We start from the raw sequence: 21,867 nt of genomic DNA on the forward strand, positions 1-21,867 counted from the left end.
GAAAGAACGTGGGTGGAAGCGGCACCTGTTGCCGCCCCCACCCCTTGTCTCTCGAGGTTCGTGGGAGAACCTCAAGAGCGGGTACGCGGGTGTGCCCACGACGGAGAAGGCCGTCCACACCCTTGCCCCTTCAGCCCCGTCCGTGGCCGAACCACGCGACGGGACTGTTGTTGAAGGGAGAAGTCATTGCCCTAACCTTGAGCTGCTGCGTCGCGGCGTACGCAACTGACTTCCGACACATGGCCGCGCTGAGGCTGGCGTGCGGTGGTTACTCGTCGTGCGGCTCGCCGGCGATGGCGAGTGTCGCGTCGGCGGCGAAGCCGGCGGCGGTCGTAAGGATCGTTTCGGTCGCAGTCGTCGTCGGATCGTGCTTGTTCACGGCGTGTCTCCTCGGCGGGTGGCGTGCGGTCGGTCGATCGTCTAGCGTCTATACATTATACACCCTACAGTTTTTTTGTCAAGACCCCCTCAAAAGGGCCCAAGAAATGAAGCTATTTTGAACCTCTTGGAGTTTTTGCTAGAATTGTAAGCATGATCATTACCTACTACGGTCTACAATTCTTCAAACTTCAAGTGGGCGACCTTGTTATTGCCGTGAACCCGATTGCGAAGGGATCAAAAGAGAAGACCGCGCGCTTTGGAGCAAATATTGCGCTTATCACTACCAACCATCCCGATATGAACGGGGCGGAGCAAGTAACCCATGGCGACAAGAAGCCGTTTGTTGCGAATGGCCCAGGTGAATATGAAGTTGAGGGGGTTCCAATACGTGGGTTTCTTACCAAAACAAAATACGGTTCGGCAGCCTCACCACAGGGAGGCAAGGGAGAGCGCCCCAACACCATCTATTTCTTTTCCATAGATTCGCTCGATGTATGTTTCTTGGGAGCATTAGATGATGCGACGATTCCTCCCGATGTATATGAAAAGATCTATAACGTCGATATTCTCTTTGTTCCTGTGGGGGGAGGGGAAGTCTTGACCCCTTCTGCCGCCTATAAATTGGCACTTTCGTTTGAACCGAAACTCATCATCCCTATGCATTATGGAGAGGCGTCTTCGAAGGAGCTCAAAACATTTCTCGATGAAGCAGGAGCAGAGAATGCGCGTCCTGAAGAGAAGCTTACGCTGAAGAAAAAAGACGTTGAAAGTAAAACAGGAGAGGTCGTAGTCTTGAAGCCCCTTACTTCCTAGTAAACATGTTTGCACTCCTTGAGAGTCTTAAGAAAAAACCCATCACGGTGCGTTTGCGCATTGCCTTTGGGGGAGCGCTCTTAATTACGCTTATCCTCGCGATTGTGTGGGGATTTGGTTTGACAAGACAGCTTGCGGAGGTCGGAAGTGTTACAAGTGCGTCAGACGAAGAGGTGGGGACCATGAGCCCCTTCGAGATGATTAAAAGCGAGTTTGAGGATGTCCTCGAGCGATACTGAAGCGGCCAAGGAATGGGAGCCCACACTCCTTGAGTAGAGAGGTGTTTTTTGGTAGTATAGAAGCAACAGCAAGGACGTTTTGCTATGGCAAATGAAAAGGAAAACATAAAGGAAAGCGCTGAAGAGCGCATTGTCCCTCGCAAGATTGTTACCGAGATGCGCGAGTCATATCTCGACTACGCGATGTCGGTCATTACCTCCCGCGCACTTCCAGACGTGCGCGATGGCATGAAGCCGGTCCACCGGCGTATTTTGTATGCCATGCATGACATGGGGCTCTCGTCCGGCGGAAGGTTCCGCAAGTCTGCCGCCATCGTCGGTGAGGTGCTTGGTAAGTACCACCCACACGGCGACACGGCCGTGTATGACTCTCTGGTCAAAATGGCGCAGACGTTTTCTTCGCGCTACCCCCTTGTCCTGGGCCAGGGAAACTTCGGCTCTGTCGACGGAGACTCGGCAGCCGCTATGCGTTATACCGAGGCAAAGCTCTCGAGAAGTTCGAGCGAAATGCTTCGTGATATTGAGAAAGAGACAGTACCCTTTCGTCCCAACTATGATGGCACACACAAAGAACCGGAAGTATTGCCTGCAGCGCTACCAAACGTCCTCTTGAACGGCGCTTTGGGTATTGCCGTCGGTATGGCAACCAACATGCCTCCGCATAACCTGCGCGAAGTGGTCAACGCCACCATACACTTGATTGGCGACAAAGACGCGACAACGGAGGACTTGCTCCAGCACGTCCAAGGTCCCGATTTTCCAACAGGGGGCCTCGTTTTCAACGCCAAAGACATTGCTCACGCTTATGCGACTGGTCGCGGAGGTGTAGTGACGCGCGGAGAGGCAGAAATTGTCGAGGGCAAAAGCGGCGGTTTCCAGGTTATCATTACCTCGCTCCCGTATCGCGTGAACAAAGCAGAGTTTGTTGCGCGCATTGCCGAGCTTGTCCGCGAGAAGAAACTCGAAGGCGTTAAGGCGCTCCGCGACGAATCCTCACGAGGAGAGACGCGTGTTGCGGTGGATGTGAAGCAGGGTGCCCAGCCGCAATCTATTTTAAATTACCTCTACAAACACACTGACCTAGAGACGATGTTCCACTACAACATGCTTGCGCTGGTGGACGGCGTTCCGCGCACGCTTTCTTTGAAGAGCATTCTCCAGGAGTTCATCAAACACCGTGAAGTTGTTGTTCGCAAAAGGACCGAGTTTGACCTTGCGAAGGCAGAGGAGCGCGCACACATTTTGGAAGGGCTCAAAAAGGCGCTCGACAACATCGACAAGATAATCACCCTCATCAAGAAGTCCAAGGATACGAAGGATGCACACGACAATTTGCAAAAACAGTTCAAGTTTTCTGACCGACAAGCCACGGCCATCCTTGAGATGCGGCTGTCAAAGCTCGCCGGTCTCGAGCGTAGGGCGGTTGAGGACGAACTCAAAGAAAAACTCGAGCTCATTAAGGAATTGAAGTCGATTTTGGGAAGTCAGGCAAAGATCCGCGACATCATCAAAAAGGAGCTTAAAGAAGTATGCGACAAATACGGTGATGAACGAAGAACCAAGGTAGTAAGGGGCGGGGTGAAGATGCTCTCCGCAGAAGATCTTGTCCCCGAAGAGGAGACGGTCTTGGTGCTTTCGCAAGGAGGCTATCTTAAGCGGACAAACCCGAAAGAATACCGTCGCCAAAAGCGAGGAGGTGTTGGCGTGATGGACCTCTCTACCAAAGAGGAGGACTTTATTTCGATTTTCCTTACGGCCTCCACCCACGCAAGCGTGCTCTTCTTCACCAACCGCGGCAAAGCGTATCAAACAAAGATGTACGAGATCCCTGAAGGAAAGCGCGCAACTAAGGGCAAGTCCATCATGAACTTCTTGCCGCTCTCGGAGGGGGAGTTTGTTACCTCCGTTCTCCCGGTACCAAAGGAAGCGCGACAAATGAAAGACCTTTCGCTCACGATGGTGACCACAGGCGGGACCGTTAAGAAGGTGAGCGCGGATTCCTTCCTCGATGTCCGTCGGAGCGGCATCATCGCCATAAAGCTCAAGGGCGCTGATACACTTTTCTCCTCATTCTTTGTCGGGAAAGATGATGATATCATTATAGTAACAGCGAAGGGGCAGTCGATTCGCTTCAAATCTTCGCAAACGCGCGAGATGGGGCGCGCAGCGTCCGGCGTCCGGGCAGTCCGGTTCAAGAAGAACGATTCTGTTGTTGGTGCAAATGCCGTAAAGAAGAGCGAGAAAGACCCAATGCTCCTCGTCATGAGTTCTAAGGGCTATGGCAAGAGAACAGCACTCGCTGAGTACAAAGTTCAAGGACGCGGTGGTTCTGGTATTAAGACCGCAAACGTTACTCCTAAAACCGGTTCTGTCATCGGTGCTCGAGTAGTCACAGAAGACCTCGAAGAAATAATAGCCATTTCCAAGAACGGTACAGTGATCCGCACATCGCTCGCCGAGATACCAAAGCTTGGTCGCGCGACTCAAGGGGTCCGCGTGATGAAACTCCGTGAGGGAGATGAGGTTGCGACGTTTATTACACTGTAGACATATCGCCGCGCACATATGCCTTTCTCCAACCCGCAAACAATCATAGAATCGTGTCACTTTGGAATGGGATGGCATGTGGCGGAGTTTGGTGTTGGAAGTGGCGCCTATACACGCGCTATTCTCAAGGTTATAGGGAAAGAGGGCTTTGTGTACGCCGTCGATATCCAAAAGAATCTCTTGAATCGCGTACTTCGCGAAGCGAATGACGCAGGGTATTCCAACATCTCGATTGTGCACGGAGACCTGGAGCAATCGAGCGGCTCTAAGCTTGGCACCGAAAGCATGGACGCTGTCGTCATTGCAAACTTACTCTTCCAAACAAAGAACAAAAATGGAGTTGTGGCAGAGGCGAGGCGCGTTTTGAAGCCCAAGGGGAAAGTGCTTGTTGTCGACTGGTCTGCCTCTTTTGCTGGCATTGGGCCACGTGAGGAAGACGTCATTTCCGGCGCTGAAACGGAAAAGCTCTTTACCGCCGCTGGATTTGTAGCAGAGAAGACGGTTAACGCGGGGGAGCATCACTATGGTATCCTGTTTAAGAAGGGATAGCCTCTCATTCGCATGCAGTTTAATGCATTTCAATACACACTACTCGGCATCTTCGGCGCTTTTTTGATTTTGGGCATTGTCATTTTCTCGGGACTTATTCCGCTTGGAAGTGATGCACCACAAGGCGTTGGCGGTACAGTCGTCGTATGGGGGACTGTCTCCGCGGCTCGTTTGAGTGAACCGCTTGTTGCCCTAAACAACAAAAACAAAGGTTTGTTCGAGGTGCAGTATGTCGAAAAGGACTCGCGCTTCTTCGACCTAGAACTCATCGAAGCCCTTGCGGCAGATCGGGGACCTGACCTCATTTTGCTCCCACACGATTTGACCCTTCGACACCGAGACAAAATACTTCCGATTCCCTACGAAACGTTTTCGGAGCGCAGTTTTCGTGACGCATATGTAGACGCCGGTGATCTCTACTTTTCGAGCGATGGAATATTGGCGCTTCCCTTCACCATTGATCCCTTGGTCATGTACTACAACCGCTCGCTTTTGTCGGGGGCGGGTGTCGTTAAGGCTCCCGCGTATTGGGATGAGTTCTTTATCCTCGGGGAGGAACTGACAAAGAAGGATGCTGCAGGCAACATCGAAACAAGCGCGGTCTCCTTGGGGGAGTATCGGAACATCAGGAACACGAAAGACATCCTCTCACTCCTCATGATCCAAAGCGGGAACCCCATTGTTGAAGACGAAAACGGTGTGTACCGCGTTTTACTCTCGGAGCGTCTCGGCTTGGTTGTGCCTCCGGCCGAGAGTGCACTTCGTTTCTTCACCGAGTTTTCCAACCCGACAAAGCCCATGTACTCGTGGAATCGCTCACTCTCGGAAGCGCAAGATCTCTTTGCGGCGAATGATTTGGTAATATATTTTGGGTATGCGAGCGAGAGAGCGCAGATTGAGGCAAAGAGTCCCCGGCTCAATTTTGACGTCGCCCCAATACCACAAGTGAGGAATGTGGCCACCATTGCGACATCGGGCAAGATGACGGGGATTGCGGTTCTCAAGCGTTCGAAAAATATAACAACCGCATTTTATGCGGCGTACGCGCTTGCGGGAAGCGAATTCCTGCAAGCGGTCTTGGCACGTGACACGCTTCCGCCCGTACGTCGCGATCTCTTAGTTCACAAGCCGACAGACTCTTTTGGACGTGTCTTTTATGACGCCGCGCTCATTGTGCGCTTGTGGCCCGACCCAAATCCGGAAGCGACAGGGCGTATTTTCCAAGACATGATTGAGACGGTTGTCTCGGGAAGGCGTACCGTGGCTGAAGCAGTCGGTCGGGCGGCAATAGAACTCACGGAACTCTATCCTTCTAATCCGTAACACTTCGTACTCGGTACCTCTTTATGACTTTCTCAAAATTTTTCTTTCTCATACTTATCGTAGCGCTTATCGTGCCTTTTGCCGTGTTTGGACAAGGCGTTACCCAAGAGAGGGGAATCGTGCCATGTGAAGGCACAGTAGAGAGCCCGTGCAATTTTGATGCTTTCGTCCTATTGATACAGCAGGTGATCGATTTTCTTCTCACGAGTATTGCTATGCCCGTTGCGGCACTTTCGTTTGCGTATGCGGGGTATCTGTATCTCACCGCCGCTGGTAATGAGGGTCAGGCGAAAAAAGCTATCGGGATTTTTACCACAGTGGCGTACGGGATCATCTTTGCTCTCGCGGCATGGCTCTTGATCAACCTCATTGTCAACACACTACTTAGACCCGGCCTCTCGCTCCTGGGCTAAATCGGGACCTTTGATGGATCACCCGATCGCGCCGCAGGCGGGGCCCAAGAGGAAACCCCGTGTTTGTTTATCCACAATCATTCTATCCCCGCGCTCATTTGGGCGATATAATACACCTATGAGTAGACTCTCTCTAATTGTGTGGAGGTTGGCCGCCCTCGCTTTATGTTTGCCGTATATTGCGGAGGCGCAAACGCGACGACTCCAAAATCCGCTCCAGAGTGATATCAATACCCTCCCGAAACTCGTGGAAGCGATTCTTGAAGTGGTGGTTTTGATTGGTACTCCTGTTGCGGCACTCTTCATCATCTACTCTGGCTTCCTCTTTGTTACGGCGCGCGGAGATGAGACAAGGCTAAAGACAGCCAAAAAAGCTTTTTACTACTCAGTCATCGGTACTGCACTCCTCCTCGGTGCGTGGGCGCTTGCACAGGCAATTGGCGCCACGATTGAGCAAGTAGTTCGTCCCCGTTAACATCCTCAAGCATAGGTGATTATGAACTACAAACTTTTTCTTCTTCTCGCGTTCGTGGCGCCTCTCTTTCTAAGCGCCCAGGGGAGAATCGGGCAAGAGCCGCAAAACGTGGGGGAACTCATCTCTCTGTTCCTCCAGATTCTTGGCCTACTCATCCCCCTAATTGTCACTATCGCACTCATTGCGTTCCTCTGGGGTGTCTTTCGTTATGTCATTGCGAAGGGCCCTGAAGACAAAAAAGAAGCGATCAATGTAATTGCGTGGGGTCTTATTGGTCTTTTTGTCATGGTGTCAGTCTGGGGGCTTGTTTCTGTGCTATCAAATACGTTTGGCGTACGCGGGGGTTTCCCGTTCTTTCCCACACGCGGAACTTCTGTCGGAAATACAGTGAACACAAACAACTACACAAATACGTATGAACCCAATATTGATGAGATACCAAATCCGCCCTATGTGCCGCCACCGCAGCAAATTGACTCGCAAAGTCCGTAACCCCCTGCGTCCAACCCACGTCCCTCCAGGCAGGGGTGTGAATAAACCCCATAGCAATCAAGCGCCGCTTACATTACAATGTAGATAAAGTCAAAGCATTGCAAAACTACCAAGGTCGTACCTCATTATAAGTTTTAAAAACATTACTATATGAAAAAATTTCTTGTACCAGCGAGTCTTTTTGTCTTCCCACTTGTCGCAGCCGCGCAACAGACCGTTACGAGCATTCTTGCGCGCGTGATGGCAATCTTGAACCTCATTATCCCGATTGTTATTACCTTTGCGCTCATCACGTTCCTCTGGGGTGTCTTTAAGTACGTGACAGCAGGCGAGAGTGATGACAAGAAGAAAGCCATTGAACTCATTGCATATGGTTTGGTTGCCCTCTTTGTCATGGTTGCCGTTTGGGGATTGGTCGCGATCGTTGGCAACACGTTTGGTGTTCAGCCGGGGGGAGCAGCACCAGGAGTTCCCGGCATACCTGGGTATACAGGTGGTGGATTCTAGTAACTTTAGAGAATCATGCCCCCAGTTACTTCAGGATCAGAACAAACTGCACAAACGGCACTCGGCTCTGCTCGAGAGCTTATCTTCAGAATAAATGAGTTTATTCTGAATCCTATTATCGCGATTTTGTTCGGAATCGCACTCGTCGTCTTTCTGTGGGGAGTTGTGGAGTTTATCTGGAAGTCCAACGAAGAAACCGCGCGTGAGCGAGGTCAGCAGCACATTATGTGGGGGCTTATCGGCATGTTCATTATGGTTGCCGTGTTCTCGATCATCCACATCATTGCTCGCACCTTTGGACTCGATATTCCTGCGACAATACGTTAAGTAAAAGTGCTAAAGAAAAGCTGGTCCCGCCCGGGCCAGCTTTTCTTTTTGAGATGTATGTGGCGTAACAATAAAAAGGCGTGATTGTAGGGCCCTCAGTTTGCTATCCTTATTGGAGATTTTAGTTGAGAGAGAAGACTGATGCGTCTCCGTGGGACTGATTTCGGTGATGTATTTGGTGCTTCTGGTGTGCAAGGCTTCTTTGGAGAGGGGTACTGGTTTCATACACCCCTTCGTCCGTTTGGTCTCGACTTTGAAGGCATGACTCTCGTCTCAAAGACGGCGACACTTGAGGCAAACGTGGGGAACATGCCGCTCACAGAGTTCTATACACCACGAGATCTCTTTCCTGACTGTATTAAAATACAGCCATGGCGTGGTGCAGCGCTCAATGCCGTCAGGCTGAGTAATCCAGGGCTCAGGGCTCTCCTCGATACTGGTTTGTGGCAAATGCGAACCGAACCGTTCCTCATTTCATTTATGTCGCTCGCGGATACTCCCGAGAAGCGACTCGACGAGTTTCGTGCCGCAGTGGATATGCTCGGTCCTGCAAAAGATGATTTCTGCGCACCGTTTGGATTCCAACCCAATCTGTCATGTCCGAACACCGGGCATAAACCGAGCGAACTCATTGGTGAGTCTGCAAAAGTTCTTGAGGTTGCGGCAAAGCTTGGTGTGCCCGTAGTGCCGAAGTACAGCATTGCGTCAGCCCCAGTAGAAGCCGTTCTCGAACTCAACCAAAATCCCAATTGTGATGCAATATGCATCTCGAACACTGTACCGTGGGGATGGCATGGGATCAATTGGGAAGGTGTTTGGGGGAGCAAGAACTCACCCCTCGCAAAGCTAGGGGGCGGTGGATTCTCGGGGGCGACACTCAAACCCTTTGTGTGTGAGTGGGTGAGCAAGTTGCGTAAGGCTGGCTTTACGAAACCCATTAATGGCGGTGGCGGCATTTTCTCCCGCAATGATATTTGGGATTATCGCTCTGCTGGCGCTTCGTCTGTTTTCTTGGGCTCTGTCGCCATGCTTCGTCCGTGGCGCGTACGCGGACTTATCAAAGAAGCCAATCGTCTGGTTTGGGAATAACAACAACCGATCGCTATCCGCGGTCGGTTTTTATTTCGTCGAGCGAGTGGGCAAAATAAAAATGTTTCAATTTTTATTTTCTCCGAGCGAAGCGAGCCACCTCCGATACCTCGGAACAAGTCCCGAGGTCACCTTTACAAGTGTAGTTCTTTTGTCGTGAGTCGCCAGTCTCGCTGTGTCGTCCGCTCCTCAAGGCGTTCAATCCACGCCTCGTCAAAACTATATTGTTTCGCGATCATTTCTGGAGTCAGATGTTTTTCAGTGAGGAGATAGAGCATTTTGTCGAGCGTGTCGTAGGTGACTCCGAACGTATCCTCGTCATACCATGTGTCCACACCGCCAGGCTTCCGAGCAATGATTTCTTCTGGCACATTGAGCACCCGCGCAAGGTCAAAGATTTCACTCTTGAAAAGTGGAGCGAGCGGTGCCACATGCCCGTAGAAATGTTCCATGAGCCGACCTGTAAGGATCTCACTTTTGTTGATTGTCGAAAGGACGGCGTAGTTTTTCTCATCGGCGACCTGGAATAAGATGTTCTGCACGACACGGGTGGAAATGTTCACATCCGTAAAGGGCCCACGCTCTTTGACGAGCGCCTGGAAGGCCCCGTATATCTTTGAAGCGTCGAATACTTCGTACTCGACCCCGAGTGCTTCTGCGCTCGCAATAGCTAGCGCTTCTTGTTCACGGTGTTCGGGTATGTCTCCAAGGTTCACGATTACAGCTAGAACACGTTCTTTCCCAAGGGCTTTGAGAGCAAGCGCCCCCGTAGTTGCCCCATCCAAACCGTCAGAGATTCCAACAACTGCCCCAGCCCAATAATCGGGGACGGTGATGTTGTCGCGCAGGAAGTCGCACACTTTCTCGACCATTGCTTCATCTGTAACTTTTTTGTATGTAAAATTAAGCGGACCAGTTTTCTTCGGTTTTCCCGGGTAATAGCTTTCGACGTTTTGTGTGCGATCTTTCGCCATGTATAAAAGTATACCAACTTCAAATAAAAAAGCCGAGGTGTCTCGGCTTATGTGTCACCAAGGTGGATTAGCCCTACGCTAAGCTTGGAATGTGAGAATTACGTGTACGCAATATCTCTACTATCCTCCGTGTATTTCGATTCCACAAGAGCGGGGGAATGCAAAAGAGCATGACAGCGATAACCAAAGCAACCAAGCCGCTATAAGGCTCAAGATTATTTGTGAAGGAAGACACAAGCAAGAATATTGCGGTCACTGCCGAAACAATTCCTGAAATCAGCACACGCCAGTGGCTTTTCCAAGACCATGGCACAGCCTTGCGTTGGCCCGCCTCAATGAGTGAGTATTTAGGAATGCTACCAAGTGTGACAATACTCCCCGAGAGGTCGTACCACGTTTCTTGGCCCTCGTCTCTCTCTACACCCACAAGATGGAAGTTTTCTTTGAGCGCGCCCGATTCGTCGGGGTTCGACACTACATAGAGGCGCAGGAAGACGTAGTTATTGATCTCTTTCGCAATAGCTATGCGAATAGCGTCTGGTAGCCGTGCGAAAAAGGCTCCACTTGGTGGGTCCCACCCGCGAGGCGATAATGTTGCTCTGTACCTGGCTACTCTCCGAAGAATATCGATCGCTTGATTCGAAAGGGCGGTGTAAGGAGTCACATCTGTCTCCCTTGGGGCTACCTCTCAAAAAATAAAATCACTTTTCTGCAGAAAAGTCAAGAGCTGTAGTTGGTGCTCCCGAGAGGACTCGAACCTCTAACCCTTGCGGGACATGGTTCTAAGCCATGCGCGTATACCAATTCCGCCACGGGAGCATTTTGCAAAATTAATACAGGAACACGAAATAACCGTCAATGAAAAAGCCCACAAACCCAATTACTGCGCGCAGATACGTGCGCCATGTTGCATGTCCCTCGCGCGCCTCAAACATTGCATCGGCGAAAATAAATGCAAAGACGAGTATCCCAATCGCATCAAAATATTGAAAGGCTTGCATTGGATCCGCTCAGTAGGAGTCGAACCTACAACCAACTGCTTAAGAGGCAGCTGCTCTACCATTGAGCTATGAGCGGGTGAAAGGTGCTTTGTGTCTAGTACAATAGCTTCTTTTTGCTACTTTCTCAAGTGTACCAAAAGAAAAGGGGAGCCGCGATTGCGAACTCCCCACAGCAAGCAGAGCATTACCCGGATTACTGTGCCCTACTGCTGGATTGTGCCCTGATGTACTCTTCAAGGGTGACCGGAGTAAATGAGGCAATCAGCCAATAGTTGAGGCCATCGTATCCTACCGCGAGTAGTTTTCCATCAGGTCTTAATGTTCCCGCCTGCTTGGGCTCCCAACGCGGCACTTCGGCAATGACGAAGATCTCGGTGAATTCGCCGCGGAGTCGAGCAATCTCCTTCTTCACGTCTGGTGGGATGAGCATCGTGAATTGCGTGCGGACCCTCTAGCCGTCTTCTTGGTTTTCTTCGCAATTGCAGACAGGTTTTGAAGAACATCCTTGTAGCACTTCAGCACATCTCGTGGGAGTTTCGGGTCAACTTTCTGGCGCCATCTGCGCCGACTGTCCCAATCACGACTATCGACAACAGCGAATTCTGAATTTGGTGATTTGAGACTAAACACCGCAAGACGGGGAAACCCTTGCTTATTACGCCAGGTCAGAGGCTCAAGGCTAAATAGTGCGTACTGGCCCAGCTTGTTCAGCGACTTAAGTTGCTTAGCTTTCTTCTCAGCAGCGCTTTTCCTGGAACGGATTGCTTGAAGTAAACCACGTTCAATAGGGAGTAGGCCAGACTTAATTCGATCAATTCTGCTTAGCATCCCGGCCGTAATTTCCCGTTCGGCAGGAGAATCGCCAGCCATTTCTTGTGTGGTCATTTGCCTGGAGAGGCGAATGGCTGCTTCTATTGGATTGCGAATTATCAAACCCTTCGAAACAGATGCTTGAGCTCCCATGCGAGTGCCCCCTTCCCATGTCGGGGATCTATTAGATGTTTAGCAAACATAATCGTCCTCTGTCAACGCTTGTTCCTCGTGATGCCGGAGGTGGGACTCAATTTACTTATGGCAAATTCCGGGGAAGTCTCCCAGACTTCCCTTCGAGTCCCTCACGCGAGCAAAGCAGTTTGCTCGCTCTCCGTCATTCTATAAAAACCACGCGAGTGCGTGGTTTTATATAATGCCGGAGGTGGGACTCGAACCCACACGCCTTGCGGCACTCGATCTTAAGTCGAGCGTGTATGCCAATTCCACCACTCCGGCAAAGGCACGGGCGGGAATCGAACCCGCGCATCGCGGTTTTGCAGACCGCTGCGTTACCACTTCGCCACCGTGCCATTCGACTTCGCTCATGGCGAGCCGTCAAACAAACTATACCAGACTTTCTCGTTTCTGGGAATTAATCCTGGCTTAGGAGTTCGTCTATTCTTTGTCGGTTTCGTTCCCCGTGGTCAATTTCAAAGACCACTTTTGGCATATATTTAAAATCTGCCTGTTTAGCGATAAGTTCGTTTAACTCTCTGTAGTCAGCGTTCAGGAGTTTTGTTATCGATACGTCTCCTACATCAGGGTACACGCTCACAAACGCGACGATGTATCGCAGGTCCTGCGATACAGCAACATCAGTCACGGTAAGAAGCGTGTTTTTTGGCGCTCGCGCCTCGACAAAGTCAGCCACAATCTTTTGTAGTGCGGAGCTGGCCTTCTCTACCCGCTTTGATGGCCCGACTTTTTTTGTTTTTTCCCTCCTCTTCGGTTTCATGTTTAATTGCAGAATCCCCTATCGTTCTACTCGTTCGATGGCCTCTATCACATCTCCAGGAGCGATTTCGTGGCGCGATTCAATCATCGCGCCGAATTCAACACCCTCTAACACCTCGTTTGTTTTTTGTTTTTGTTGTTGGAGCTCCAGTATTCTCCCGTGTCCGATTGTATTCTCACGACGGATAACTCGAACTTCTTTGCTTGTCGTTAGGCGTCCTGTCTTCACGCGGCCACCCACTACTTGCTTGTCTTTTGTCCTACTGAATACTCGGATAATCTTTGCGCTACCGATGACGTCTTCAACCATGACTTTGGGCCGGTGTTTGGTAAGCTCTTTCTCGAGCCACTCGATGAGTTCGTAAATGATAGTGAAAGTTCCGATCGAGACCTTTTCACGAGTCGCGAGTTCTTCTGCGCGTCGCTCAACTTTTGTATTGAAGGCGACTACGATGGCCTTTTCTTTACCAAGTGCTCGCGCCACGTCTGCTTCACCGACAGTGCCGATGCCCTTACCCAATATATATGGTCGCACACGCTCGGGGGAGAGCAACCCCACTTCCTTCTCAATCGCTTCCAGCGTACCCATTGTGTCCGCCTTGATAATAATGGGGACAACGGCGACATCCTCCGCCGTCTCTTCCCTCCTTGGCGCAGAGACAGGAGTTTTTGCCACCTCGTCCTTAAGGAGATTTGCCGCGGCAATTGCTTCTTCTTGAGATTCCGATGCCTTGAATGTTGCGCCAACGCTCGGTAATTCAGCGAAACCGTAGACATGAACCGGGGCAGAGAAGGTTGCTTCGTCCACCGTCTTGCCCAAAAAGTTCTCGACGCGCCTAGCGGGAGCGACGCTTCCCCCGATAGCAACGTACATACCTTTGCGCAAGATTCCGTTCTTGATGATGAGTGTTGCCGAGATGCCCACCCGTTCGTCGCGGTGCGCCTCAATGACAATACCTTCGGCGTTCGCCTCTGGGTCCCCCGTAAGCTCGCGCATGTCCGCGACCAAGAGGACCATATCAAGAAGTTCGGGGATTCCGTCTCCTCGTTTCGCGGAAATTGGCACTAATGGGACATCCCCACCGTATCCTTCGACAAACACTTCTTTCTCGGCAAGCTCTTGTTTAACGCGCTCTGAGTTCGCACCTTCTTTGTCAATTTTGTTGAGCGCAACAATGAAGGGGACATTGTTACCGCGTATTGTCTTTAAGGCCTCAACCGTTTGCGCCTTTACTCCGTCATCTGCAGCGACCACCAAAATCGCTATGTCAGCCACCACGGCTCCTCGTTCGCGCATCAGAGAAAACGCTGCGTGGCCCGGAGTGTCGATAAACGTGATTTTGCGCTTTCCTCCACCCTCGCCCTGGTGTTCGATTTCGTAGGCGTACATATGTTGGGTGATACCCCCGGCTTCTCCGGCCGTAACGTTTGTTTTGCGTATGTAGTCGAGCAGAGAAGATTTCCCATGATCAATATGCCCCATAACGACAACGACAGGGGGGCGGGGGACAGAACCACTTTGTATATTTGGTTTTTGGGAAGCGGGAGACATAGTAGTACTACAAATTTCTGACTCTAAATTTCTAATTTCTAATGAAATCCAAATACCAGTTACCAATCGGCTTTAGAAATTAGATAGTAGGAATTAGGGATTCCCGTGCGAGGCACGGGCGATAGCCTCTTTCTCCTCTTTAGACAGCTCGTACTCAGACTGCCCGTTTTTGAGGGGTTTTGCAAATACTGATACTTGCTCGCGGGAGTAGAGGGAGGAAATGATGGTGCCGTTGCCCTCCTCATTTATGAAGGCCGCGGCAAAGCTTTGGTTGCTACCCGATGTTCCCTTGAACGGGTTGAAGCGCACGACGCCAACTTCTCTAACACTTTTGCGCAGTCGTTCATCTAGGTTTTTGAGTTGGGCCTGTTGTTGCCTCTTGTTTTCATTGAGAAGGTCGAGCTCGTGTCCCACCTCCTTAAGTGTTTCCTCCAAATCTTTAGCATGTTTGCCTCGGAGAAGCCGCTTGAGTCGTAGTTCTGTGGCGATAAGGAGTCCAAACACGACAGCAAAGAGGAAGGCCACAGCGCCAAAGGCAAGAAGAACGGGGGTTTCGAGCGGAATCATATGTTAAGAGTATAACAGTATAAGCACTTTTGTGCACAGTTCACTTGGATACGTTAACTTTTTATTGTATGATGCAGTTAAAGGAAGTAAGTAGAAGTAAGCGGCGTATGGATCTAGAAAATCTCAATAAAAATCAACTCATACTACTCGCGCTCCTGGTCTCATTCGTGACGTCTATTGCGACTGGCATTGTGACGGTCACGCTCATGGACCAAGCTCCTCCAGGTGTTACACAAACTATTAACAGAGTCGTCGAAAGGACAGAGCGGATCATTGTGCCGCAGAAATCAGAACAGCCAGCACAAGTAAACAATATCGTCATCAAGGAAGAGGACTTCATCGTCAAGGCGGCAGAGAAGAATTCGGCCAACCTCGTCATTATTGGGTATCCGAAGAAAAAGTCGTCGCTACTGCAGGGTCTCGCTGGTGATGCTCAAAAAATCGAAATCGAAAATGTTGGAACCGGCTTCGTGATACAAGAAAGTCGCGTCGTGCTCGGTGATAAGTCGCAACTCCCAGAAGATCAGAACGAGTTCATCGTTACAACCCTAGGCGGGGTTGAGTTTACCGCTCGTCGGGCGACAACAACAGATGAGTCTTCGCCAATCACAGTTTTGGAAATTACCTCATCTACTCTCACCGAAGGTGCGACAGAGCCTTTCAGCTCGGTTTCGTTTGCAGATACTGCGGAAACACGCATTGGGCAAACAGCGATCGCGCTAGGTGCCGATGATGACCTCCAGCTTCTTTTGGGTGTTGTCTCTCGCCTTGAACGAGCCGCGGCGGGAGAGGGGGAAAACGGAAGTCGTATTGTTAAGATTCATACAACCATGGATGTAGACAGGCGGTATTCTGGTGGACCGCTCTTGAACACTGACGGCGCAGTTCTCGGCATTACCATCGCGGCTGACGGGGCCCACTACGTGGTCCCGGCGCGCTACATTGAAGAACTTCTTAAGGGAAAGCAAAGTACGCACAAAGAAGGGGAGCCGCTTGTAAATAAAGGAGGAAAAGACCTTGACATTCAGTAAACTAGCATGTAAAATAGTGGCATCTACTTTATACCTAATACCTAATTCTTGATACTATTAACGTATGCCACCTTCTTTCGGGAATTTCACAACGAAAGCGCAAGAAGCGATTCGTCGTGCGCATGAACTTGCCATTGAGCGGGGTCAACAGCATGTTACCCCTGTGCATCTTTTGACTGCACTCGTCCTCCAAGAAGAGTCCATGGTGCTCTCTGTGCTGGATCGACTCGAGGTGGACACTATTCTTCTCGCCGACTCTCTCCTCGAAGCGATCGAGGCACCAGAAGGGTCAAACGTCCTTGCGCCGTCATACCAGATTTACCTCACTCCGGAGCTTGCCCAGATTTTGGAAAAAAGCGTTCGTGTTGCACAAGGCCTTGGAGACGAGTTTGTATCGACCGAACATTTGTTCTTGGCGACTTTTGATGTGCCTGGTCAGTCACGCGAGATCCTCGCGCGGTTTCGCATTACACGAGAGCGAGTACTCGAAGTCATTGAGGACTTGCGCTCTCACTCGGTTACAGATGCGACGCCCCAGAAGAAGTTTCGTTCGCTCGAAAAGTATACGCGCAATCTGACCAAACTCGCAGCTGAAGACAAGATCGACCCAGTCATCGGTCGTGACAGCGAAATCAATCGCATGATCCAGATCCTCTCGCGCCGGACCAAAAACAATCCGATTTTGATCGGTGACCCGGGAGTGGGGAAGACAGCGATTGCCGAGGGGCTCGCGGTTCGTATGGCAAAAGGGGAAGTGCCGGAATCTTTGAAGAACAAAGAACTTGTTTCCTTGGACCTCGGCTTACTCATTGCAGGCACAAAATACCGCGGCGAATTTGAAGAACGTTTGAAGGCAATCATGAAGGAGATTGAGCGAGCCGAAGGAAAGGTTGTTCTCTTTATTGACGAGATTCACACCATTGTAGGTGCCGGAGCGGCCGAAGGTTCAGTTGATGCCTCAAACATGTTGAAGCCCGCACTTGCACGCGGAGAGTTACGCGCAATCGGTGCGACGACTCTCAAGGAATATCAAAAATATATCGAAAAAGATCCGGCGCTGACACGTCGTTTTCAACCTATCTATATCAATGAACCCTCTCCCGAAGATGCAATCGCCATTCTTCGTGGCATTAAAGACAAATACGAGCTTTTCCACGGCGTCAGGATTACCGACAACGCTATTGTGGCCGCGGTAACACTCGGCAGTCGCTATATTAGTGATCGCTTTCTCCCAGACAAGGCGGTAGACCTTATCGACGAAGCGGCTTCAACTCTCCGCATGTCGCTTGAGAACAAGCCACAAGCTCTTGAAGAAACGCATCGAGCCATCATGCGTCTTCAGATTGAGAAAGAGGCGCTCAAGAACGAAGTGGACACATCAGTCGCGACCAGCGCCTCTGGTAAGCGCAAGGCCAAGTCGCGCATGAAGCAAATCGACAAAGAAATCGCTGACCTCAAAGAGAAGACACACGAACTCGAGCTTAAATGGCAAAACGAGAAGGGTCTTTTGGATGACATCAGTAAACTGAAGAAAGAATACGAGGCGCTCCGACTTGAAGGAGAGGCCGCCGAAATCAAAGCATCACTTACCCGTGCTGCAGAAATTCGTTATGGCAGAATGCCGGCAATTGAGCGCGATCTCAAGGAAAAGATGAAGCGTTTGAAGAAGCTTCAGAAGTCACGTCGAATTCTCAACGAAGAAGTGACCGAAGTCGAAATCGCAGACGTTGTCGCTCGTTGGACGGGTGTGCCCGTCATGCGCATGCTCGAAGAAGAGGTTAGGAAGCTTGAGCGCATGGACGAAGTTTTGAAAAAGCGGATTGTCGGACAAGACGAGGCGGTTCGCATCGTTGCTGACGCCGTGAAGCGCTCGCGCGCGGGAATCGGAGACCCGAATCGTCCGATTGCCTCCTTTATGTTCTTGGGGCCCACAGGGGTTGGTAAGACCGAGCTCACCAAAGCGCTCGCCGAGTTCATGTTTGATGACGAGAAGGCGATGATTCGCGTTGACATGTCGGAGTTCATGGAAAAGCACTCTGTTTCGAAGATGATCGGTTCGCCGCCTGGCTATGTTGGCCACGAAGAAGGAGGTGTCTTTACCGAGCAGATACGTCACCGTCCGTATTCGGTTATCCTCTTTGACGAGATCGAGAAGGCCCACCCCGAGGTCTTCAACATCCTCCTTCAGGTGCTTGATGACGGTCGCTTGACCGACGCCAAGGGTCGGGTAGTTAACTTCAAAAACTCCATTATCATTCTGACATCAAACGTGGGCTCCGAGCATATCAACCGTATGGAGAAAATCGGCTTTGGCGGCGGAGACGAGAAGAGTACCTTCGAGACACTTCGAGGAAACGTGCTTGAAAGTTTACGTTCGCACTTCCGCCCGGAATTCCTGAACCGCCTCGATGAGATCGTGGTCTTTAACTTGCTCTCACCAGACGCAATCAAGGAGATTGTAAAGATTCAAGTAGAGAATGTTCGCGCGCGGCTTCTTGAGAAAGAGATTAAGCTTGCGCTCGAGCCGGACGTGTTCGACTATCTTGCGAGGGTTGGGTATGACACCCAATATGGTGCTCGACCGCTCAAGAGGTTGATTCAAAACAAGATTTTGACCCCCGTCGCGACCTTTATGATCTCTCAAGGTGTGCGTGAAGGGGGGACCGTCTTGGTCTCCATGAAGAAGGGTGAGATTGCGATTGATGTTGAGAAGAAGTCTCAACGCGTGCGAAAGCGAGCAACTCCTCCTAAAGAAAAAGCTATGGCGTAAGCCACAAAAAAGACCGGCCCAATTACTATCGGGCCGGTCTTTTTTGTGCAACTAAAAACCCAGAGACGAATGTCTCTGGGTGCCCTCATGAACTATACGTTAATGGGGAGTGTAATATCCTGTTGAACCGGTGGTTCTGGAGGTTTCTTGCTTCTTAGGCGCTTATCGCGTTCCGCGACGGTTGCCACCCAAGCTCCGGCAAGTGCTCCCAGAAATGAAGAACCTATCATTGCCGCAAGGAGGCGGAGGATGTGGTTCCAGTCGAGTTCATTGGAAATTGCCAAAATATTACCTCCGATACCGAAGACGAGAAAGGCGGCAAAGAGCCCACCGACGAGCATGTATCGTCCTATGGTCACGCCCCCCTCCGTCTGCCAGGTAGGCTTGAGGCGGGAATGGATTCCGCTCCAATCCTGAGCGGCTCTGGCGAGTCATTCAAGAAATGTCGGCGAACTTCTGCACCAGTTACGGGGCCCGTGACGCCGGCTTGATTGAAAAGTGCTTTTGCTCCAGCAGGGCAGTCACACGGAAGGTCGTTATTCCCGGTGTCAATTGATCCGGTATCATTGCACGCTTTGCACTTCGGCATTGAGTGCTGTCTCCTAGCCGAGTCCCAAGTGCTGGGTTCGATAGGGCTCAAGTGCTTCATCGGTCATGTCAGGGTTCCACGCCTCGGCGGGAACACTGAAGGTCCCGTCCTTCCGCGCGATTGAGACGTTCCCAACAGGTTTCGCTTTGTGAAATGCGGCAAACTCTGCGCATATCGTCGAAAGACGCTTTCTTCCAAGCGGAGGCGCGTCTCTATAGACGTCCTTTAGCATAGCAATCCACTGCAAAGGGGTAACAGAACCGTCGAGGCTCCCGATATAGACACTCCGGAAACCCGGATCATCAGGGAAGACAATTGAGCTTGAACCCAAGGAGGGGATACGTCTTCCCTCGGGAGTGTCGAGCACATCGATGAGTGCCACGATTCCATCTCCCTCCTCAGGTCCAAATTCCTTGAAAAAAGCACGAAGTTCTGCCACATTTGGCGCTGCATTCGGCTGTGCCGACGTGTTCATGTGCCACCTCACTACGAGCAATCTGTTTTCTCAATACCACGAAATAGCACACATTGCAAGCCCTATTCTGAAATACGCCCGTTGTCGATACGGATGATACGCTCCGCCTCTTTCGCAAACTCTTCTTCGTGGGTGACCATGATGATTGTCTGTCCCTCGTTTTTGTGCAGGTCCTTAAATGCCTTCATCACGACCCTGGACGATTCGTTGTCGAGGTTTGCCGTCGGTTCATCGACAAAGAGAATCTTGGGTCTATGCGCCACCGCACGAGCAATAGAGACGCGTTGCTGTTCCCCGCCAGAAAGTTGACTCGGCAAATTTCGAAGTCGGTGGCCAAGACCGAGGCGCTCCAGGCTTTCTTTAGATTTTTCATATGCTTCTCCTGTGGTGTGTCCTTGCATAAGGAGGGGGAGTGCTACATTTTCAAGAGCAGAGAGTTCAGGAAGAAGCGCATAGTCTTGGAATACATACCCAAACTTGTGGAGCCGTATGCGTGACTTCTCTTTGGGAGTCATCGTATGCGCTTTCTCTCCCTCAATTAAGATTTCCCCGTCTGTGGGGTCGTCGAGCAAGCTCAATTGGTAGAGGAACGTGCTTTTGCCCGCCCCTGACCGACCCATGATTGCGAGGAATTCTCCTTGCTTCACTTCGAAATCGATCCCCTTGAGCACGTGGGTTTCGATGTCTCCGTTTTTAAACGACTTCGTGAGCTTTGTTGTTTTGATCATGGTTTTAGTTGCGGCCTAGGATTGAGTCGAGTGTGTTTTTGCGGATAATCATCCACGCGGGGATATAACCGGCGACGATAGTGGCAAACACAAGGAGTCCCACACGAAAAAGAGTCTCTCCAAGCGGGGCGACCAAGATTCCGTCACTAAAGGGGAAGTTAATGGGGTGGGCATCAATTGCCGGGACGAGAAGTGAATAGACCAGTATTAGTCCGATCGCCGAGCCGACGACCGCGTAGAACATAGACTGGAAGATATACGAAATCATAACCGCCGAACCGTTCACGCCGATTCCTTTCAAGATGCCGATATACTTACGGCGTGTAATAGCATTGATAAAGACGACGATGAAAACAGTTATGGAGGCGACAATGAGACCAAGCGAGCTAAAGGCATTTCCCAGCATGTTGAAGGTAGCAATAATATCCTTCAAAAACTTGGGTTGCGCGTCAGCATATGTTTGCACTTTCGCGTATTGGTCGACCCCGCTTCTTTTAAGTGCTTCGCGGACACTCGTGGGGTCGACGCCTTCTTTAAGTTTTACAGCGAATTGATCGACGTTCCCGTCCGTTCGTCCAATCATGCTCCTATATTGCGAATCAACCATAAAGGCGTTCCTGTTTACGGCGTCTACCTTGCTTTTCAGAAGCCCCTTCACGACCACTTCGCGGGTCACTCCGGCGACGGTAATGCGAATTTTTGTTCCCACACCAACATCGTTTAATGCTGGGAAGTTAGGATCTTCAATCGGCACGTACTGTTTAAGGAGATAGGTGCCCAAAAGAATCTGGTCGTAATCATTCGGAGAAAGATACGCCCCTTCTGAAATGGAACTTGCGAGATCTGTTACCGCATCCTCATCTGCTGGGCTGATTCCCATAATCTGCGTGCCGACGGTGTTGGGCTTGTCCGTATCCTTCCGTGTTTTGTAGTTTGCCTCTAGAGTCCCCCCTTCACTAAAACGCGGGGACACAGCCGAGACCTCCGGCATTGTCCTTATGAGCGCGAGAAGGTTAGGGCTGTTCTCGATATATTTCTTGTCATCGAGCGTTGTAATAAAAACATCACTTGTAAATTCAACTCTCCACGCGTTAATAGAGCCCTGGATCAAGCCAACCAAAATCCCTGAGACGACGACAAGATTCAAGAAGGTGAGCACCATAATGAATATGGTGAGCCCTGTCGTCCATGGAGAAGCGCGTCGCAATTGGCGCAATGCCAAAAAGAATCCTATGCGGATATTAAGTGGAGAAAACAT

Annotated in this window: 26 protein-coding genes and 4 tRNA genes; 13 read left to right on the plus strand and 17 right to left on the minus strand. The window is 50.8% G+C overall.

Annotated elements, in window-relative coordinates; translation table 11 throughout:
• Positions 1-531 precede the first annotated feature (531 nt).
• From HY455_02035 to HY455_02085, 11 genes are all read left to right on the plus strand, one after another.
• Entirely contained in the window at positions 532-1,194 is a 663-nt protein-coding gene (locus tag HY455_02035; protein ID MBI4118292.1) for an MBL fold metallo-hydrolase, read from the plus strand.
• A 5-nt stretch (positions 1,195-1,199) separates the two neighbouring features.
• Positions 1,200-1,433, plus strand: coding sequence for a hypothetical protein (locus HY455_02040; protein ID MBI4118293.1), 234 nt, complete (start codon positions 1,200-1,202; stop codon positions 1,431-1,433).
• Between the two features lie 84 nt (positions 1,434-1,517).
• Entirely contained in the window at positions 1,518-3,980 is a 2,463-nt protein-coding gene (gene gyrA, locus HY455_02045) for a DNA gyrase subunit A (protein ID MBI4118294.1), read from the plus strand.
• An 18-nt stretch (positions 3,981-3,998) separates the two neighbouring features.
• Positions 3,999-4,529, plus strand: coding sequence for a methyltransferase domain-containing protein (locus HY455_02050; protein ID MBI4118295.1), 531 nt, complete (start codon positions 3,999-4,001; stop codon positions 4,527-4,529).
• A gap of 12 nt (positions 4,530-4,541) precedes the next feature.
• Entirely contained in the window at positions 4,542-5,852 is a 1,311-nt protein-coding gene (locus HY455_02055; protein ID MBI4118296.1) for an extracellular solute-binding protein, read from the plus strand.
• A 23-nt stretch (positions 5,853-5,875) separates the two neighbouring features.
• The gene (locus HY455_02060) at positions 5,876-6,265 is read left to right on the plus strand and encodes a hypothetical protein (GenBank protein ID MBI4118297.1); all 390 of its coding nucleotides are present in this window, start codon (positions 5,876-5,878) and stop codon (positions 6,263-6,265) included.
• A 118-nt stretch (positions 6,266-6,383) separates the two neighbouring features.
• Positions 6,384-6,740 carry a hypothetical protein gene (locus tag HY455_02065; GenBank protein ID MBI4118298.1) on the plus strand — a complete coding sequence of 119 codons (357 nt, stop codon included), beginning with the start codon at positions 6,384-6,386 and terminating at the stop codon, positions 6,738-6,740.
• A gap of 21 nt (positions 6,741-6,761) precedes the next feature.
• Entirely contained in the window at positions 6,762-7,232 is a 471-nt protein-coding gene (locus tag HY455_02070; GenBank protein ID MBI4118299.1) for a hypothetical protein, read from the plus strand.
• Positions 7,233-7,382: 150 nt separating this feature from the next.
• Positions 7,383-7,739, plus strand: a complete 357-nt coding sequence (locus HY455_02075; GenBank protein ID MBI4118300.1) for a hypothetical protein — start codon at positions 7,383-7,385, stop codon at positions 7,737-7,739.
• A 15-nt stretch (positions 7,740-7,754) separates the two neighbouring features.
• Positions 7,755-8,066 (plus strand): hypothetical protein, encoded by a 312-nt coding sequence (locus HY455_02080; GenBank protein ID MBI4118301.1) that lies wholly within the window; start codon positions 7,755-7,757, stop codon positions 8,064-8,066.
• Between the two features lie 141 nt (positions 8,067-8,207).
• Positions 8,208-9,155, plus strand: coding sequence for a hypothetical protein (locus HY455_02085; protein ID MBI4118302.1), 948 nt, complete (start codon positions 8,208-8,210; stop codon positions 9,153-9,155).
• A 134-nt stretch (positions 9,156-9,289) separates the two neighbouring features.
• On the opposite strand, the gene nadE is transcribed toward HY455_02085, so the two are convergent.
• The 12 genes from nadE to HY455_02145 form a co-directional block, all read right to left on the minus strand.
• On the minus strand, positions 9,290-10,129 hold the full coding sequence (gene nadE, locus HY455_02090) for an NAD(+) synthase (protein ID MBI4118303.1): 840 nt from the start codon (positions 10,127-10,129) through the stop codon (positions 9,290-9,292).
• Positions 10,130-10,202: 73 nt separating this feature from the next.
• Positions 10,203-10,793 (minus strand): hypothetical protein, encoded by a 591-nt coding sequence (locus HY455_02095; protein ID MBI4118304.1) that lies wholly within the window; start codon positions 10,791-10,793, stop codon positions 10,203-10,205.
• A gap of 70 nt (positions 10,794-10,863) precedes the next feature.
• Positions 10,864-10,948, minus strand: a tRNA-Leu gene (locus HY455_02100).
• 11 nt (positions 10,949-10,959) lie between these two features.
• Positions 10,960-11,130, minus strand: coding sequence for a hypothetical protein (locus HY455_02105; protein MBI4118305.1), 171 nt, complete (start codon positions 11,128-11,130; stop codon positions 10,960-10,962).
• A 4-nt stretch (positions 11,131-11,134) separates the two neighbouring features.
• Positions 11,135-11,206: transfer RNA gene (locus HY455_02110), tRNA-Lys, on the minus strand.
• Between the two features lie 117 nt (positions 11,207-11,323).
• Positions 11,324-11,560 (minus strand): hypothetical protein, encoded by a 237-nt coding sequence (locus HY455_02115; protein MBI4118306.1) that lies wholly within the window; start codon positions 11,558-11,560, stop codon positions 11,324-11,326.
• Positions 11,539-12,093, minus strand: a complete 555-nt coding sequence (locus tag HY455_02120) for a hypothetical protein (protein ID MBI4118307.1) — start codon at positions 12,091-12,093, stop codon at positions 11,539-11,541. Before HY455_02120 ends, HY455_02115 begins: the two co-directional genes overlap by 22 nt.
• Positions 12,094-12,317: 224 nt before the next feature.
• Positions 12,318-12,399: transfer RNA gene (locus HY455_02125), tRNA-Leu, on the minus strand.
• A 2-nt stretch (positions 12,400-12,401) separates the two neighbouring features.
• Positions 12,402-12,473, minus strand: a tRNA-Cys gene (locus HY455_02130).
• Between the two features lie 62 nt (positions 12,474-12,535).
• Positions 12,536-12,898: a ribosome-binding factor A gene (locus tag HY455_02135; protein MBI4118308.1), complete on the minus strand. Its 363-nt coding sequence runs from the start codon at positions 12,896-12,898 to the stop codon at positions 12,536-12,538.
• An 18-nt stretch (positions 12,899-12,916) separates the two neighbouring features.
• Positions 12,917-14,449 (minus strand): translation initiation factor IF-2, encoded by a 1,533-nt coding sequence (gene infB / locus HY455_02140; GenBank protein MBI4118309.1) that lies wholly within the window; start codon positions 14,447-14,449, stop codon positions 12,917-12,919.
• A 93-nt stretch (positions 14,450-14,542) separates the two neighbouring features.
• Complete coding sequence (locus HY455_02145) at positions 14,543-15,016, minus strand: DUF4446 family protein (protein MBI4118310.1); 474 nt, start codon at positions 15,014-15,016, stop codon at positions 14,543-14,545.
• A 107-nt stretch (positions 15,017-15,123) separates the two neighbouring features.
• Between HY455_02145 and HY455_02150 the strand changes: the two genes are divergently transcribed.
• Together HY455_02150 and HY455_02155 are read left to right on the plus strand one after the other, a co-directional pair.
• Positions 15,124-16,047, plus strand: coding sequence for a serine protease (locus HY455_02150; GenBank protein ID MBI4118311.1), 924 nt, complete (start codon positions 15,124-15,126; stop codon positions 16,045-16,047).
• A 64-nt stretch (positions 16,048-16,111) separates the two neighbouring features.
• Positions 16,112-18,817 carry an AAA family ATPase gene (locus tag HY455_02155; protein ID MBI4118312.1) on the plus strand — a complete coding sequence of 902 codons (2,706 nt, stop codon included), beginning with the start codon at positions 16,112-16,114 and terminating at the stop codon, positions 18,815-18,817.
• A 92-nt stretch (positions 18,818-18,909) separates the two neighbouring features.
• On the opposite strand, the gene HY455_02160 is transcribed toward HY455_02155, so the two are convergent.
• The 5 genes from HY455_02160 to HY455_02180 all read right to left on the minus strand — a co-directional run bounded on the left by HY455_02160 (position 18,910) and on the right by HY455_02180 (position 21,867).
• Positions 18,910-19,176 (minus strand): hypothetical protein, encoded by a 267-nt coding sequence (locus HY455_02160; protein MBI4118313.1) that lies wholly within the window; start codon positions 19,174-19,176, stop codon positions 18,910-18,912.
• A complete protein-coding gene (locus HY455_02165) occupies positions 19,173-19,406 on the minus strand; it encodes a hypothetical protein (protein ID MBI4118314.1) in 234 nt (77 codons plus the stop codon). The genes HY455_02160 and HY455_02165 overlap by 4 nt, the downstream gene beginning before the upstream one ends.
• Positions 19,407-19,419: 13 nt before the next feature.
• Positions 19,420-19,881: a hypothetical protein gene (locus HY455_02170; protein MBI4118315.1), complete on the minus strand. Its 462-nt coding sequence runs from the start codon at positions 19,879-19,881 to the stop codon at positions 19,420-19,422.
• 62 nt (positions 19,882-19,943) lie between these two features.
• Positions 19,944-20,609 carry an ABC transporter ATP-binding protein gene (locus HY455_02175; protein ID MBI4118316.1) on the minus strand — a complete coding sequence of 222 codons (666 nt, stop codon included), beginning with the start codon at positions 20,607-20,609 and terminating at the stop codon, positions 19,944-19,946.
• A gap of 4 nt (positions 20,610-20,613) precedes the next feature.
• Positions 20,614-21,867 (minus strand): ABC transporter permease, encoded by a 1,254-nt coding sequence (locus HY455_02180; GenBank protein MBI4118317.1) that lies wholly within the window; start codon positions 21,865-21,867, stop codon positions 20,614-20,616.

The sequence above is a fragment of the Parcubacteria group bacterium genome, from assembly GCA_016204045.1.
GTDB lineage: Bacteria > Patescibacteriota > Minisyncoccia > Phycocordibacterales > UBA2135 > JACQLQ01.

Bases quoted from the DNA above. Each gene is read 5' to 3' on its own strand.
- HY455_02035 (MBI4118292.1), top strand. From the start codon at position 532: ATGATCATTACCTACTACGGTCTACAATTCTTCAAACTTCAAGTGGGC.
- HY455_02040 (MBI4118293.1), top strand. From the start codon at position 1,200: ATGTTTGCACTCCTTGAGAGTCTTAAGAAAAAACCCATCACGGTGCGT.
- gyrA (MBI4118294.1), top strand. From the start codon at position 1,518: ATGGCAAATGAAAAGGAAAACATAAAGGAAAGCGCTGAAGAGCGCATT.
- HY455_02050 (MBI4118295.1), top strand. From the start codon at position 3,999: ATGCCTTTCTCCAACCCGCAAACAATCATAGAATCGTGTCACTTTGGA.
- HY455_02055 (MBI4118296.1), top strand. From the start codon at position 4,542: ATGCAGTTTAATGCATTTCAATACACACTACTCGGCATCTTCGGCGCT.
- HY455_02060 (MBI4118297.1), top strand. From the start codon at position 5,876: ATGACTTTCTCAAAATTTTTCTTTCTCATACTTATCGTAGCGCTTATC.
- HY455_02065 (MBI4118298.1), top strand. From the start codon at position 6,384: ATGAGTAGACTCTCTCTAATTGTGTGGAGGTTGGCCGCCCTCGCTTTA.
- HY455_02070 (MBI4118299.1), top strand. From the start codon at position 6,762: ATGAACTACAAACTTTTTCTTCTTCTCGCGTTCGTGGCGCCTCTCTTT.
- HY455_02075 (MBI4118300.1), top strand. From the start codon at position 7,383: ATGAAAAAATTTCTTGTACCAGCGAGTCTTTTTGTCTTCCCACTTGTC.
- HY455_02080 (MBI4118301.1), top strand. From the start codon at position 7,755: ATGCCCCCAGTTACTTCAGGATCAGAACAAACTGCACAAACGGCACTC.
- HY455_02085 (MBI4118302.1), top strand. From the start codon at position 8,208: ATGCGTCTCCGTGGGACTGATTTCGGTGATGTATTTGGTGCTTCTGGT.
- nadE (MBI4118303.1), bottom strand. From the start codon at position 10,129: ATGGCGAAAGATCGCACACAAAACGTCGAAAGCTATTACCCGGGAAAA.
- HY455_02105 (MBI4118305.1), bottom strand. From the start codon at position 11,130: ATGCAAGCCTTTCAATATTTTGATGCGATTGGGATACTCGTCTTTGCA.
- HY455_02115 (MBI4118306.1), bottom strand. From the start codon at position 11,560: ATGCTCATCCCACCAGACGTGAAGAAGGAGATTGCTCGACTCCGCGGC.
- HY455_02120 (MBI4118307.1), bottom strand. From the start codon at position 12,093: ATGGGAGCTCAAGCATCTGTTTCGAAGGGTTTGATAATTCGCAATCCA.
- HY455_02135 (MBI4118308.1), bottom strand. From the start codon at position 12,898: ATGAAACCGAAGAGGAGGGAAAAAACAAAAAAAGTCGGGCCATCAAAG.
- infB (MBI4118309.1), bottom strand. From the start codon at position 14,449: ATGTCTCCCGCTTCCCAAAAACCAAATATACAAAGTGGTTCTGTCCCC.
- HY455_02145 (MBI4118310.1), bottom strand. From the start codon at position 15,016: ATGATTCCGCTCGAAACCCCCGTTCTTCTTGCCTTTGGCGCTGTGGCC.
- HY455_02150 (MBI4118311.1), top strand. From the start codon at position 15,124: ATGGATCTAGAAAATCTCAATAAAAATCAACTCATACTACTCGCGCTC.
- HY455_02155 (MBI4118312.1), top strand. From the start codon at position 16,112: ATGCCACCTTCTTTCGGGAATTTCACAACGAAAGCGCAAGAAGCGATT.
- HY455_02165 (MBI4118314.1), bottom strand. From the start codon at position 19,406: ATGCCGAAGTGCAAAGCGTGCAATGATACCGGATCAATTGACACCGGG.
- HY455_02170 (MBI4118315.1), bottom strand. From the start codon at position 19,881: ATGAACACGTCGGCACAGCCGAATGCAGCGCCAAATGTGGCAGAACTT.
- HY455_02175 (MBI4118316.1), bottom strand. From the start codon at position 20,609: ATGATCAAAACAACAAAGCTCACGAAGTCGTTTAAAAACGGAGACATC.
- HY455_02180 (MBI4118317.1), bottom strand. From the start codon at position 21,867: ATGTTTTCTCCACTTAATATCCGCATAGGATTCTTTTTGGCATTGCGC.